The 14,095-nt window shown below is 60.2% G+C and carries 14 protein-coding genes; 9 read left to right on the forward strand and 5 right to left on the reverse strand.

The window, feature by feature from the left end:
* Nucleotides 1-52 precede the first annotated feature (52 nt).
* The 4 genes from HX807_RS08820 to groL all read left to right on the forward strand — a co-directional run bounded on the left by HX807_RS08820 (nt 53) and on the right by groL (nt 3,567).
* The gene (locus tag HX807_RS08820; RefSeq protein ID WP_003208603.1) at nt 53-784 is read left to right on the forward strand and encodes a HugZ family protein; all 732 of its coding nucleotides are present in this window, start codon (nt 53-55) and stop codon (nt 782-784) included.
* Nucleotides 785-850: 66 nt separating this feature from the next.
* Nucleotides 851-1,327 (forward strand): FxsA family protein, encoded by a 477-nt coding sequence (locus HX807_RS08825; protein ID WP_003208601.1) that lies wholly within the window; start codon nt 851-853, stop codon nt 1,325-1,327.
* A 249-nt stretch (nt 1,328-1,576) separates the two neighbouring features.
* On the forward strand, nt 1,577-1,873 hold the full coding sequence (groES, locus tag HX807_RS08830; RefSeq protein WP_003208599.1) for a co-chaperone GroES: 297 nt from the start codon (nt 1,577-1,579) through the stop codon (nt 1,871-1,873).
* Nucleotides 1,874-1,923: 50 nt separating this feature from the next.
* Nucleotides 1,924-3,567: a chaperonin GroEL gene (gene groL, locus HX807_RS08835; protein ID WP_003208597.1), complete on the forward strand. Its 1,644-nt coding sequence runs from the start codon at nt 1,924-1,926 to the stop codon at nt 3,565-3,567.
* Nucleotides 3,568-3,698: 131 nt separating this feature from the next.
* Here the strand turns inward: groL and HX807_RS08840 are convergent, their stop codons facing one another.
* The 5 genes from HX807_RS08840 to HX807_RS08860 all read right to left on the reverse strand — a co-directional run bounded on the left by HX807_RS08840 (nt 3,699) and on the right by HX807_RS08860 (nt 10,004).
* Complete coding sequence (locus HX807_RS08840) at nt 3,699-5,126, reverse strand: glycosyl hydrolase family 8 (RefSeq protein ID WP_177049764.1); 1,428 nt, start codon at nt 5,124-5,126, stop codon at nt 3,699-3,701.
* Between the two features lie 85 nt (nt 5,127-5,211).
* A complete protein-coding gene (locus tag HX807_RS08845; RefSeq protein WP_177049766.1) occupies nt 5,212-6,507 on the reverse strand; it encodes a HAMP domain-containing sensor histidine kinase in 1,296 nt (431 codons plus the stop codon).
* A complete protein-coding gene (locus tag HX807_RS08850; protein ID WP_177049768.1) occupies nt 6,497-7,195 on the reverse strand; it encodes a response regulator transcription factor in 699 nt (232 codons plus the stop codon). Before HX807_RS08850 ends, HX807_RS08845 begins: the two co-directional genes overlap by 11 nt.
* Before the next feature lie 73 nt (nt 7,196-7,268).
* Nucleotides 7,269-8,000 (reverse strand): phosphatase PAP2 family protein, encoded by a 732-nt coding sequence (locus tag HX807_RS08855; RefSeq protein ID WP_177049770.1) that lies wholly within the window; start codon nt 7,998-8,000, stop codon nt 7,269-7,271.
* A gap of 54 nt (nt 8,001-8,054) precedes the next feature.
* The gene (locus HX807_RS08860; protein ID WP_003208588.1) at nt 8,055-10,004 is read right to left on the reverse strand and encodes an LTA synthase family protein; all 1,950 of its coding nucleotides are present in this window, start codon (nt 10,002-10,004) and stop codon (nt 8,055-8,057) included.
* 201 nt (nt 10,005-10,205) lie between these two features.
* Here HX807_RS08860 and colR point away from each other — a divergent pair, with 201 nt between their 5' ends.
* From colR to HX807_RS08885, 5 genes are all read left to right on the forward strand, one after another.
* Nucleotides 10,206-10,889, forward strand: a complete 684-nt coding sequence (colR, locus tag HX807_RS08865) for a two-component system response regulator ColR (protein WP_003208587.1) — start codon at nt 10,206-10,208, stop codon at nt 10,887-10,889.
* Nucleotides 10,879-12,159: a HAMP domain-containing sensor histidine kinase gene (locus HX807_RS08870; RefSeq protein WP_008433601.1), complete on the forward strand. Its 1,281-nt coding sequence runs from the start codon at nt 10,879-10,881 to the stop codon at nt 12,157-12,159. The genes colR and HX807_RS08870 overlap by 11 nt, the downstream gene beginning before the upstream one ends.
* Before the next feature lie 188 nt (nt 12,160-12,347).
* Entirely contained in the window at nt 12,348-13,028 is a 681-nt protein-coding gene (locus HX807_RS08875) for a class I SAM-dependent methyltransferase (protein ID WP_008433602.1), read from the forward strand.
* 4 nt (nt 13,029-13,032) lie between these two features.
* Entirely contained in the window at nt 13,033-13,749 is a 717-nt protein-coding gene (locus HX807_RS08880; RefSeq protein ID WP_008433603.1) for a lipopolysaccharide kinase InaA family protein, read from the forward strand.
* Nucleotides 13,749-13,979, forward strand: a complete 231-nt coding sequence (locus tag HX807_RS08885; protein ID WP_008433604.1) for a hypothetical protein — start codon at nt 13,749-13,751, stop codon at nt 13,977-13,979. The genes HX807_RS08880 and HX807_RS08885 overlap by 1 nt, the downstream gene beginning before the upstream one ends.
* Nucleotides 13,980-14,095: the final 116 nt, after the last annotated feature.

Below are 14,095 nucleotides of genomic sequence, written 5' to 3' on the forward strand. Positions count from 1 at the left end.
AAGCGGCTATCCAAGTTTGTTTTTTGACGAAATTTATCGAAGGAGTCATAAGTTGAGCGCGCACGTTGCCAAGAATGCCCGAGAACTACTGCTCAAGGAATACCGTGGGGCACTCGCCACCTTGTCCAAGGCCATGCCCGGTTTCCCGTTTGGCTCGGTGGTGCCGTATTGCCTGGACGCCGAGGGCCGGCCGCTGATCCTGATCAGCCGTATCGCCCAGCACACCCACAACCTGCAGAAAGACCCCAAGTGCTCGTTGCTGGTCGGTGAGCGTGAGGCTGACGACGTGCAAGCGGTAGGGCGCCTGACCTACCTCGCCGAGGCCGAAAAGCTCGAAGACGGCGCTGCGATTGAAGCCGCCGCCGAGCGTTATTACCGCTATTTCCCGGACTCGGCGAACTACCACAAGGCCCATGATTTTGACTTCTGGGTGCTCAAGCCGGTGCGCCATCGTTATATCGGCGGGTTCGGCGCGATCCACTGGGTCGACCAACTGACCCTGGCCAATCCGTTTGCCGGCAAGGCCGAGCTGAGCATGGTCGAGCACATGAACAGCGACCACACCAAGGCGATTGCCCACTATGTCGAACTGGCCGGCCTGCCGACCTCCGAGCCTGCGCAACTGGCCGGTATCGACAGCGAAGGCATGCACTTGCGCATTGGCCAGGCCCTCTACTGGCTGCCCTTTGCCGAGCCTTGCAACACGCCGACACAAGTACGCGAAGCCTTGGTTTTCCTGGCTCACGCCGAGGTCTGGCCGAAAAAAGCAGCCGCTGAAGCTTGAATTCACGAAACGGCGACGTCATCTAAGGTGAAGTAGCAAGGCATTCTTGCGTTGAGGAACCATTTGATGCGCCCTTTTTTGTTGCTCTTTTTGTTGTTTCCGGTGCTTGAGCTGTTCGTATTCGTACAAGTCAGCGGGGCAATCGGGTTTTTCCCGGCGCTGCTGCTGATCATTCTCGGCTCGATGCTCGGCGTACTGGTGCTGCGCGTCGCCGGCCTGGCCACGGCGCTGCGTGCCCGCGAAAGCCTGAATCGTGGCGAGCTGCCGGCCCAGACCATGCTCGAAGGCCTGATGATGGCATTGGCCGGTGGCCTGCTGATCCTGCCGGGCTTTATCAGCGATGTGGTTGGCCTGGTGATGTTGCTGCCATTCACTCGCAAAGTGCTGGCGGGCAAGATGCGCCAGCGTGCCGAAGAGGCTGCCATTCGCCAGCGCGCCTTTGCCGATGACCTGCAACCCCGTGGCGGCCCGGCCCCGCGCCAGCCCCTGGGGCGCGAAGGTGACGTGATCGAAGGTGAGTTCGAACACCGCGACCCCAAGTAATCTCCTCACTGGCACGGCACCCGCGGGTGCCGTGCGGCTTTTGAAGACGCCCCCCGACACAAAAATTTTCATCTCGGTACCCTTGTAATAAGCTTATGCGCCCTTATGTAACGGTCACCGCAAGGTTTCTGGTGGCGACACCAGACAGACTTCCGCGTTTCGCGCCGCGAACCGCGACCGGCACCGCCGGAATTTAACTAGCCGGAATTGACACCGGCCGATGAAAAACACAATTAGGAGAGATCGACAATGAGCAAGCTTCGTCCTCTGCATGACCGCGTCGTCATCCGTCGCAGTGAAGAAGAAAAGAAAACCGCTGGCGGTATCGTGCTGCCAGGTTCGGCTGCTGAGAAAGCCAACCACGGTGTGATTCTCGCTGCTGGCCCAGGCAAGACCCTGGAAAACGGTGAAGTACGTGCGCTGGCTGTGAAAGTGGGTGACAAGGTTGTTTTCGGCCCTTACTCCGGCAGCAACACTGTGAAAATCGACGGCGAAGACCTGCTGGTAATGGCTGAGAACGAGATTCTCGCTGTTCTGGAAGGCTGATTTCCCCGCTCATCTTCCCGTTACTACAAAGTATTTAAGGAATATCGATCATGGCTGCTAAAGAAGTTAAATTCGGCGATTCCGCCCGTAAGAAAATGCTCGCCGGTGTGAACGTCCTGGCTGACGCAGTAAAAGCGACCCTGGGCCCTAAAGGCCGTAACGTGATCATCGAGAAGAGCTTCGGCGCTCCGACCATCACCAAGGACGGCGTTTCCGTCGCCAAAGAAATCGAGCTGAAAGATCGCTTCGAAAACATGGGCGCGCAGCTGGTCAAAGACGTTGCCTCCCGTGCCAACGATGACGCAGGCGACGGCACCACCACCGCTACCGTCCTGGCTCAGTCGATCGTCAACGAAGGCCTGAAAGCCGTCGCTGCCGGCATGAACCCGATGGACCTGAAACGCGGCATCGACAAGGCGACCATCGCCATTGTCAAAGAGCTGAAGTCCCTGTCCAAGCCATGCGCTGACACCAAGGCAATCGCTCAGGTCGGCACTATCTCGGCCAACTCCGACAGCTCCATCGGCGACATCATTGCCGAAGCCATGGAAAAAGTCGGTAAAGAAGGCGTGATCACCGTTGAAGAAGGCTCGGGCCTGGAAAACGAACTGTCGGTTGTTGAAGGCATGCAGTTCGACCGTGGCTACCTGTCCCCGTACTTCGTCAACAAGCCAGACACCATGACCGCCGAGCTCGACGGCCCGCTGATCCTGCTGGTTGACAAGAAGATCTCCAACATCCGTGAACTGCTGCCAGTTCTGGAAGCTGTTGCCAAGGCCGGCCGCCCACTGCTGATCGTTTCCGAAGACGTTGAAGGCGAAGCCCTGGCGACTCTGGTTGTGAACAACATGCGCGGTATCGTGAAAGTGGTTGCTGTCAAGGCACCTGGTTTCGGCGATCGTCGCAAGGCCATGCTGCAGGACATCGCTGTTTTGACTGGCGGTACCGTTATCTCCGAAGAGATCGGCCTGAGCCTGGAAAGCGCTACCCTGGAACACCTGGGTAATGCCAAGCGCGTCACCGTGACCAAGGAAAACACCACCGTGATCGACGGTGCTGGTGTTGAAGCTGACATCCAGGCACGTGTTACCCAGATCCGCGCTCAAGTGGCTGATACCACTTCCGACTACGACCGTGAAAAACTGCAAGAGCGTCTGGCCAAGCTGTCCGGCGGCGTTGCAGTGATCAAGGTTGGCGCGGGTTCCGAAGTTGAAATGAAAGAGAAGAAAGCCCGCGTTGAAGACGCCCTGCACGCTACCCGTGCAGCCGTTGAAGAAGGCGTGGTACCTGGCGGTGGCGTGGCGCTGGTTCGCGCTCTGCAGGCTATCTCCGAGCTGAAAGGCGACAACGCTGACCAAGACGTCGGTATCGCTCTGCTGCGTCGTGCTGTTGAAGCACCTCTGCGCCAGATCGTTGCCAACTCCGGCGACGAGCCAAGCGTAGTGGTCGACAAGGTCAAGCAGGGTTCGGGTAACTTCGGTTACAACGCTGCTACCGGCGAATACGGCGACATGATCGAAATGGGCATCCTGGACCCGGCTAAAGTGACTCGTTCGGCTCTGCAAGCGGCTTCGTCGATTGCCAGCCTGATGATCACCACTGAAGCAATGATCGCCGAGATCAAAGAAGATGCTCCAGCTGGCGGCGGTATGCCAGACATGGGCGGTATGGGCGGCATGGGCGGCATGATGTAAGCCAGCCTTACCCCGATACTGAAAAACCCCGCCTGCAGCGATGCAGGCGGGGTTTTTTTATGCTGATCGTTCCCACGCTCTGCGTGGGAATGCCGCCAGGGACGCTCCGCGTCTCTCTTTACGCGCACGCCTCAGCTGACGCCGCGACGCCCCAGCAGTTTCTTGAACATGAAGCCGCGAGCCAGCATCAGGTGCGAGGCGGGCGGCAAAGATGCCACGGGTCCCGGTGCCGCAGAGCCGGATGACGGATGGACAGGCACGTGTGCGGTTTTTTTGAGGGGCGCCGGTTGGGGCCGCTCCCAATGGCCGGACATGACCACCATGCCCAGCAGTTTGAGGGTGTTGCCGTAGTAGTCATGGTCACGGATGGACCGGCGTTGCAGGTTGTCCCAAAGGTTATTGAGCCACAGCTGATTGTCGGGGTTGATCATTGCGCTGACCCCGAGTGCCGCCACAAAGGCCGGCTCATTGTGCGCTTCCTCGATCGCACTGCCGTCGATTCGGTAGCCACTGTTGAAGTTGCCCGGCTCATCGTGGGTGGTGGCGCGTGCCCAGCGGTTGAAGGTGGTCAAGGTGTACAGCGCACGCGGGTCACCGTACATCAGGTAATCCAGGCCGATGCGCCACGGGTAGCGGGCCGCGTTCCACGAATAGCTGCCGTCGTATGGGCCTTCCACCAGATCGGGCCGCGCCGGGGTGATCGAGGTGTCCAGGTGGCTGATGAAGTCCGGCACCAGCCCGCTGTTGGCGCTGTACCGTTGGGTAAAGTCACTGATGATCGAATAGGTCTTGTCGCGCACCGCCTGCCAGCGCTTGTCCCCGGTCATGGTGAAAAAGCTGTAGAGGTGCGACTGCATGAAGTCCGAGCTGCGGGTGGTGTACTCAAGCTCTGCGTCACCGTCGGTACCGGCCCAGTCGCCGAGCATCAGGTGCTGAGTCCTGGGGTGCACCTCGTGTTTCATGATCGCCGCCATCACCGTGTTGGCCTCGCTGCGATAGTCAATGGAGCCCTCGCTGCCCCATTTCTGATCGGCCAGCAGCAGGGCGTAGGCGATGTCCAGGTCGCCATCGGTGGCACTGACGTCACCACGGAAAGGGTCGGTGGAGTCGCCGCATCCCTCGGTCTGGTTCCAGGCCATCAGGCCGGGATCGGAAGCTGCCGGGTGATCCTGGAAGTAGCGCACCATGCCGTCGAAAGTCCGTTGGGCCTGGTCATCGTAGTCGGCCATCATCACAGTGAGCAGCATGCCGTAGCCATGGGCCTCGGACACGGTGATGGTGTTGGGCGCGGCGCCACCACCCACGGGTTTGTGGTCGGCGTTGACCTTGATGAAATACCGGCCGCTGCCGCATTCCCCCGACAGGTAAACCGCCTTCCAGTCCTTGTAGAACGTGACCAGTTGTTGATCCATGATCGCCTGGGGCTGGCGATTGGGCAGGATGGTGCCGGGGTAGTAGGGCGCTTGGACATTCTGGGCCGCAACGCCGCCTGACCATGAACCGGCGGCCATGCACAGTGATAACAGCAGCGTGGGCAGATGCCGTCTAGGGTGACGCATGAGCTGACTCTCCAACCTGATCCAAAGGGCAAGGTCGCGAGGTTAGCGGCAGCGCGGATGTTCCACTGTCACAGGCTGTAACAGCCTAGGCCGGGCGCAGTGCCAGGGTCAGGGTCAGGCGTGCGCCGCCCAACGGGCTGCGGGTGATCGACAGCTCGCCCCCGTGCCAATGGGTGGCGCGCTTGGCCAGTGCCAGGCCGAGGCCAAATCCGCTGGGCTCGTCGCCGCCCATGGCCAGGCGCACGAAGGGTTCGAAGATCTTTTCGCGGTTTTCCGGCAGCACGCCCGGGCCGTCATCATCCACATGCAGCACCAGGTGCTGGCCCTGGCACGCAGCGCTGACGTTCACCCGTTCGCGGGCGTAGTTAATGGCGTTGCTTAACAGGTTGCGCACGATCAGATGCAGCAAGGCGCGGTCGCCGATCAGTTCCAGGTCGGCCGGGTCGGTGTCCAGGGTCAGCAAGCGATGGTGCCCGTCCAGCAGGGCAAACTCCTGCTGCAGCCAGACATGGAGATTGATTGGCTCATGCTGCAGGTCGCTGGGTGCATCGGCCAGCCGGGCAAAGGCGAGGCTGGCGCGAACCAGCGACTCCAGCTCTTCGATATCGGTGTGCAGGCGCTCTTGCAGGCGGGTGCGGGTGTCGGGGTCGGCGCTTTTACTCAGCAGTGCCAGGGCAAAACGCATCCGCGCCAGGGGTGTGCGCAGTTCGTGGGACACCGCCTGGGAAACCTCCCGGTGGCGTTCGCCCATCGAGCTGATATCCAGCGCATGCCGTTGCAAGGTCAGCAGCAGCGGCGCCCACTCCTGGCTCATCGCGGGCAGCAGCGTGTTGGGCGAGCGGGCGAGGGTAGCAATGCAGGCATTAAGGGCATCGAGGTCATGGGTGTATTTGCGCCGGGCACGCAGGGCAATCCAGAGAAACAGCAGTACCGGCAGGCCGGCGACACAGGCGGTCACCCAGTACACCGGATATTGCAGCAGGTCCTTCACTTCGGCAGTTCCCCACAAGGGACCGAATTGAATCACCGTGTCATCGTCCAGCGGGAAGTAGGTGACGTCCTCATCACTGTTCTGCGCCGGCTGATGGTGGTCGAGCATCACAATAGCTTCAGGCGGCAGCTCGATATCATCCTTTTTCACCAGGCTCACCGGGTACTGAAAGCGTGCTTGCAGTGACTCGATGCGCGCTTCCCGTTGTTCGGCGGGCAAGGCCTTGAGTTGCTCGGCAACGAGATAACCCGGCCCGGCCATCAGGCGCAGGAAACTGTAGTCGCCGATAAACACCGCAGCGTTCGTGCACAACCACAACAGGTAAAAAGTGAGGGCGGCCCAGCTGGTGCCGGCCGCGATGGCCATCCACGGGCGAACTTTAGACAGCATGCTGGCTCCCCGTCGGGATTTCGACGAACAGGTATCCCTGCGCCGTGATGGTCTGGATGGTCACGGGGCACTCAAGGCTCATCAGCTTTTTGCGCAAGCGCGACACCCGCATATCAATCGACCGGTTCAGCCCGTCGTACTCCAGGCCGCGCAGGCGCTGGAGCAGTTTTTCCCGGGTCAGCAATACGCCGCAATGGCGGGCAAAGATGGCGAGCAACTCGAATTCGGCCACCGAAAACTGCAAGGGCGCCTCGCCAAGCCAGGCGAAGTGGTTGTTCAGGTCCAGCCGAAAAGCGCCCCACTGGTAGTAACTGCGGGGGGCCTGGGGATGGCGGCGCAGCAGCGAGCGGATCCTTGCCAGCAACAGTTGCGGGTCGATCGGCTTGACCACGTAGTCGTCGGCCCCGGCGGCAAACCCCACCAATTGTTCGGCGTTCTCGTCCAGGGCCGTCATCATCAGGATCAGCCCGGGGTAGTGGTCGCGAATCTGTCGGCACAGGGTAAAACCGTCGATGCCCGGCAGCATCACATCGAGGATCAACAGTGCCGGCTGTTCATCCTGGATACGCTGGGCGGCGTGGTCGCCACGGTGTTCCACTGCAACGCTAAAGCCTTCGGCGCGCAGGAACTCGGCCGTCAGTGCCGCCAGGGGCAGGTCGTCTTCGATCAGCAACAGGGTATCGGACATGGCTCAGCAGGATCGTTGCCAAAAAGTGCGCAGAGTGTTGCGCCCTTGCCCCCGGCTAGGCAAGGGCTGTTCATCATGGCGTCACGGGCTGCTTGCGGAAGGCGGGCTGCGGCCGGTACAGCAGGAAGTAATAGGCGCCCAAACAAATCAGCCAGCTGAAAATTGCCGTCCACACGTTGTGGGAAAGAAAGTGCGCCCCTTGCATCGTGCGGCTCACCGAAAGCACCGTGCCCAGGCCCAGCGCAAACAGGAACGCCGAGCGCGCCATCCGCGGTCGGCGATCCCTCAGGGCAAAAAACAACGCAAACAGCGCAAACCCGGTCGCCGCATGTCCGCCCGGCCAGCAACGGCCAGGCTTGTCGGTCGGCGGCCTGGGGCTCAGCAGTTCGCTGTACGTCTCCTGGCCGCCAAACTCCTTGACGCTCCACGGGCATTGCACCCCGGTCACCGTCTTCAACGGTGAAACGAACGAGGTGGCCAGTGCCAGCGACAGCACCAGGCAGCCCAGTTCTCGGCGATAGGGTTTGAGTCGCTCAAAGACAAAGGCCCCGGCAAACCCGGCGATTGCCAGCACCGAAAACACGATCACCATCTGCTTGGCGCGATCGTGAAGAATGTCCTCCAGAAAAAAACTGTGCCGGCCCACGAAGCCGCCTTCGGACGCGTCGTAAAACAGCCTGGCGATGTCCATGTCCAGCGACGTCAGCTCCAGCAGCAACATGGCCACCGCCAGAACGGCAGGCACACCGAGGCACAGCCAGAAGTTGAGGGGTTGGGATAACGGACGAACAGCGATTGCGTGCATGGCGAACTCAGACTCTAAAAAAAGCCCCGGTCAGACCTGGCCGGGGCATTTTGGTTAGCGTGTACTCACTTGGGGAACCTCGTCCTTGGGCACCCTCCAGCTCAGCAACTGTTGCTTGTAGCCATAACTGGCGCCCTGGTAGTAGGTGATGGCCCGCTGGATCAACGGGTCATCGCTGCCAACGCGGATTTCGTGGCTGTCGCCCAGGGCCTGGTCATGCCGACGCAAGCCTTGGCGCGGGCTGAGAATCGCCAGGTCCTTGCCGTCGAACAACCCCAGGTACTGGTAATTGCCGACCACTACCCGTGGCGGCAGCGGGTTGTCTTGCAGCAGGTTGCGGCCAAAGAACGTCGACTCGTAGCTCAGGTTCAGCAAGCCCAGCAGGGTCGGGGCGAGGTCGATCTGGCTGGCCAGCTTCGCGTTCTCGCCGGCGTCTACCAGTTTGGGTGCGTAGATGAAGAGCGGGATCTGGTAATTGACCATCGGCAGGTCTTCCTTGCCGGCGCTGCCCGCCGTGTGGTCGGCGACGAAAATAAAGATCGTGTTGTCGAACCAGGGTTTCTGGCGCGCCGCCTCCAGGAACTGGCCGATGGCATGGTCGGTGTACTTCACCGCGCCGTCGCGACCGTCACCGGATTTGATATCAATGCGGCCAGCCGGATAGGTATACGGACGGTGGTTGGAGGTGGTCATCAGTTGCAGCAGGAATGGTTGCTGCTTGGCGTAGTCGGCGTCCGCCAGTTTCAGCGTCTGTTTATAGAGGTCTTCGTCGGCCATGCCCCAGGCGTTTTTAAAGCTGATTTCGGATTCGGGCACGCTGCTCTGGTCGACCACGCGGTAACCGTTGCCGCTGAAAAACGCGTTCATGTTGTCGAAGTAGCCCCGGCCGCCGTAGACAAACACGCTGTCGTAGCCGATGGCGTTGAGCTGCTGGCCCAGGCTGCCGAAACCGCTTTCCCGGCCGATGCGCTTAACGATGGAACGCCCGGGCGTCGGCGGGATGGCCAGGGTGATGGCTTCCAGGCCGCGGTCGGTGCGAGTGCCGGTGGCGTAGAAGTTATTGAAGTACAGGCTCTGTTTGCGCAGCGCATCGAGGTTGGGCGTGAGGTTATTCGGGTCGCCGTTGCTGCCCATGTACTTGGCACTGAAGCTTTCGATGGTCACCAGCACGATGTTGGGTTTGCGCAGCGTGCCCGGGTTGGTAATGGCGCGACGGATATCCAGCGGATCCGTGCCGATAAACCGTGCGTTGGGCTCGCTGAGTTCGGCGCGCAACTGCTTGGCGACTACATCCGCCGGCAGGCTCTTGTAGAACTGGGTGTAGTCCAGTTCGTTGTTACGGAAAGCGGCGAAGAACTGATAGGGGCCGTTGCTGGCCAATTCGTTGTTGTAGGCGTTACCGCCCTGGCTGCGCGGGCTGTCCTGGTTGATCAGTTGCAGGCTCAGGCCGGCCACCAGCAACAGGCCAAGGGCACTGAGCAGACGCTTGCGCATCGCAGGCAACGGCGCGTCCATGGCCGCGTTGAACGGTTTACGCAAGACCACGCTCAAGACGATCGCCATCACGGCCAGCAGGCTCAGCAGCTTGCCGATCGGGTACGACTCCAGCAGGTTGTTCAGCACTTCCTTGGAGTAGACCAGGTAATCCACGGCAATGAAGTTGAAGCGCACGCCGAACTCGTCCCAGAACAGCCATTCGGCCACGCTGGTGAAGAGCATGGCGAACAGGCTGACGGTGAGTACCGCCTGCAGGAACCAGCGATGGCCGCGACGGCGCCACAACCCCGGTGGGCACAGCAGCAAATACAAGCCCAGGGGCAGGGCGGCATAGGCGAGGAAGCCGAGGTCATAGAGCAGGCCCACGCCGAATACCGGCAGCAGGTTACCGCTCACTTCATCCAGATGGGTTACCAGCAGCACGCTGCGGGTCAGTAGAAAAACCACCAGCCAGGCACCGGTTACCAACAGCAAATAGCGCATTGGCGCTGTTTTGGGAAAACCCATGTCAATGTTCCTTATTTTCGATGGGCGCGATCTTCGCGCTGACACTGTAGTCAGGTTGTGAACCTATAGTGAAAAACTCGTTAAGTCTCGCAATCGGTTGAAAACAGTAATCGGCGCGGCCTTCAGGCCTAGCCGTGAGCCATACTTGGCCTTAAGCTGCGCGAGCCAACACGGCCGTTACCGCGTACGGAGACACTGCCCATGCGAATTTTATTGGTTGAAGACAACCGCGATATTCTGGCCAACCTGGCCGATTACCTGGGGCTGAAGGGCTACACCGTAGACTGTGCGCAGGACGGTTTGTCGGGCCTGCACCTGGCTGCCACCGAACATTACGACCTGATCGTGCTCGACATCATGCTGCCTGGCATTGATGGCTACACCCTGTGCAAACGCCTGCGTGAAGACGCGCGCCGCGACACGCCGGTGATCATGCTCACCGCCCGCGACCAGCTGGATGACCGGCTGCAGGGCTTCAAGTCCGGCGCCGATGACTACCTGCTCAAGCCGTTTGCGCTGTCGGAGCTGGCCGCACGTATCGAAGCAGTGCTGCGTCGTGCCCAGGGCGGCGGGCGCCGTGCCTTGCAGGTGGGTGACCTGAACTACGACCTCGACACCCTGGAAGTCACCCGCGAAGGGCGCCTGCTCAAGCTCAACCCGGTCGGCCTGAAGCTGCTGGCGGTGCTGATGCAGAAAAGCCCGCATGTATTGCGCCGTGAGATTCTCGAAGAAGCCCTGTGGGGTGATGACTGCCCGGACAGCGACAGCCTGCGCAGCCATGTCCATCAACTGCGTCAGGTGATTGATAAACCCTTCGCCAAGCCGTTGCTGCAAACGGTGCACGGTGTGGGTTATCGCCTGGCCGAGGGTCGTGATGGAGTTTAAGCAAAGCCTTGCCCAACGGATCATCATCGCCTTCGCCTTGATGAGCGCGTTGGTGGCGGGGGCCTTCGCCATGGGCATCGTCGCTACGGTGCACCTGGTGGAAGAAAAACTCATATCGGCAGGCCTGGGCGGTGACTTGCAACGGCTGCTGCTGATGGACAGCGTCGAGGACTGGAGCCATCGCCCCGAGCCCGACCAGTTGTTCTACTTCAGCGGCGGCCCCGGCGATTTTGAACTGCCCAAGGACTTGCGCCACCTCGACGCCGGTTTTCACGAGGTGTTCCGCGAACAGCTTTCCTACCACGCAATGGTCGAAATCGTTGACGGTCGCCGTTATGTCCTGCTGCAAGACCAGAGCGATTTTGAAGAACGCGAGCGCGTGCTGTTTGCTGTCGTGCTGGTGGGGTTTGTACTCAGCCTGGCGCTGGCGGTATTTCTCGGTTGGGTACTGGCGCGCAAGGTAATGGCGCCGGTCGTACGCCTGGCCCGCCAGGTGCGGCATCGCGACCAATTACTTGGCCTGGCACCCCCGCTGGCGCCGGATTATGCGGCCGATGAAGTCGGTGAACTGGCCGTGGCCTTCGATGCAACCCTGGGCCGCTTGCGCCAGGCGTTGTCCCGGGAGCAGCTGTTTACCAGTGACGTGAGCCACGAATTGCGCACCCCGCTGATGGTGCTCGCCAGCTCCTGCGAACTGTTGCTGGAGAACCCCGCGATTGACCAGCGCGGCCGCAAGCAGGTCGAGCGCATTGCGCGGGCCTGTGAAGAAATGCGCGAACTGGTGCAGACCTTCCTGATGCTGGCCCGTGCCCAGCGCGAGGAGGCCGGCATGTCGCCCCAGGCCAACCTGGCCCAGGTGGCCGAGGACTTGCTGGGGATCTGGCGTGAGCCGATCGAGCGCAAAGGCCTTGAGCTGATCTATCAACCGGGCAATCCACTGGATACCCGCTACAACGCGACCTTCCTGCACGCGGTCATGGGCAACCTGTTGCGTAATGCCCTGCACTACACCGAGCATGGCTTGATCCGCCTTACCCTGGAACCGAGCGGTTTTGTGGTGGAAGACACTGGCGTGGGCATTCCCGAGGACAAGCGCGAAGCGATGTTCGAACCGTTTGTGCGTGGCAGTGAAAAGCGCGGTGAAGGCCTTGGCCTGGGTTTGTCCTTGGTTCAGCGCATCTGCGAGAACCAGGGTTGGAGCGTCAGCCTCAGCACCATGGAGCCCAACGGCTGCCGCTTTCACGTCGAATTGAGTCAGGTCAAAGCCTGATGCCTGCCCTGCCGCTAAGCTGCGGCAGACTTCTTGATTTTCGCCGAAGATGGCACCATGCCACGACTTGTGTCTGCAAAGTTTTGTAATGTATACGATTCGACAGGACAAGTTTTTCACAACGTGTTGACCTGTTGATCACAGGATTCTTTTTAAGGTTGTAGGCATCAGTAACTGGAGACCCGGTGATGCCTACCCCGATCAAGCTCGAATTTTCCGAAAAGTACGACGATCAGCACGCGCAGAATTATTTACTCAAACATCAGGACAATCTGGCTCGCCGGTTGTCCCACAAACGCGACGAGCAATTGGCCCGTGGTGCGCTGGCCATGGCCGGTGAGCCTGGCCTGGTGCTGGACCTGCCATGTGGTGCCGGGCGTTTCTGGCCGTTGCTGGCCGAAAAGCCCAACCGCGTGATCATCGGTGCCGACAACTCCGCGTCGATGTTGAAGATTGCCACCGTCGCCCAACCGGCGGATGTGGTGAAACGGGTACGCCCCTTGCAAACGTCTGCCTTTGATATCGATTTGCCAGATAACGCGGTCGACAGTATTTTCTGCATGCGCTTGATGCACCACATTGGTGACCCCGAGCACAGGCTGGCAATACTGCGCGAATTTCAGCGTGTTACCCGAGACAGCGTGATTATCTCGCTGTGGGTGGACGGCAACTTCAAGGCGTGGAAACGCAAGCGTGCCGAAGTGCGGCGTCGCAACAAGGGTGAGCAGGAAGGTTACCAAAATCGGTTCGTGTTACCGGCTGCTACTGTTGAGGCAGAGTTTGAGCAAGCCGGTTTCCGTGTTCAGGAATCCCTGGACTTCATACCGCTCTACGCCATGTGGCGAGTGTATGTATTGCGCAAGAGGTAACAGGATGGCTGTCGAGTGTTTACCAGGTAGTGAAGTAGCTCCCGAGGAGCGATTTGATTATTTCTGGCGCCAGCAGGGCGAGTGGGTCGAAGAGCCCAATCGTCGTCGCGGCGGTGAAAGTGGTGTGCAACGGGTGACGGGCACCCATGGGCGTTTGCTCTACAGCAAGCGCCAGACCGGTCATATCTACCGTAGTTGGCTCCATCCGTTTGGGCGCCCCACTGTGTTGCGTGAGCGTGACGCCCTGAAGGGCCTGCGCTTGCTGGATGTACGCGTGCCGGAGTTGGTGTTCTGCGAGGCCCGTCGCGATCCTGAGCACCAATGGAAGGCGTTGTTGGTCACGGCGTCGCTGGACGGTTTCGACGAGATCGAAAACTGGTACGCCGCCGGTGGTCGTGAGCAGTATGGCGAGTTGGTGCATGAGCGTTTGCTCAAGGAACTGGCTGGTACGTTGGCGCGGATGCACAAGGGGCGTTGGCAGCATGGTTGCCTGTATATCAAGCATATCTTTGTGCGGGTGACGGGTGAGGGTGACGCGGCGAAGGTTGAGGTGGCGTTGCTGGATTTCGAGAAGTGCCGGCAGCGCTTGACCGCTTTGCGGGCGGCCCGGCATGACATGTTGCAGTTGCGCCGCCATTCGTCGTGGAATGCTACGGACTGGCAAAAACTGAGCTACTTTTACGAGACGGCGTTTGGCAGCGCTATCAAGGGTTTAACGTAATGAAGCTAGAAATTGCACGAGGTTTGTTTCTGTTGGGGGCTTTGGGCATAGCTGCCCTGGCCCTGGCTGCCTGGGAGCAGCCCCGGACACAAGTTCTCAGTGCGGTGCAGGGTGTCGGGCAGCAATGCCCGATGCCGCGGATCGCCAAGGTCGGTGTCGCGGCCAAGCCTGATCATGAGTTGTTGTTGTTCATGTTTGGGATGTCCCAAGGGATGAGGCCACAGAGTTGAAGAGATTGAAGCCCAAATAAAAGGCCTCGCTAGTTCGAGGCCTTTTATTTGGGCTTGGGTTTTGGGTTGGTTGGTTGGTTGGTTGGTTGATCGAGTACATATCCGTTGCTGCGGTA

This window comes from Pseudomonas sp. D8002, from assembly GCF_013385695.1.
In the GTDB taxonomy this organism is placed as follows: domain Bacteria; phylum Pseudomonadota; class Gammaproteobacteria; order Pseudomonadales; family Pseudomonadaceae; genus Aquipseudomonas.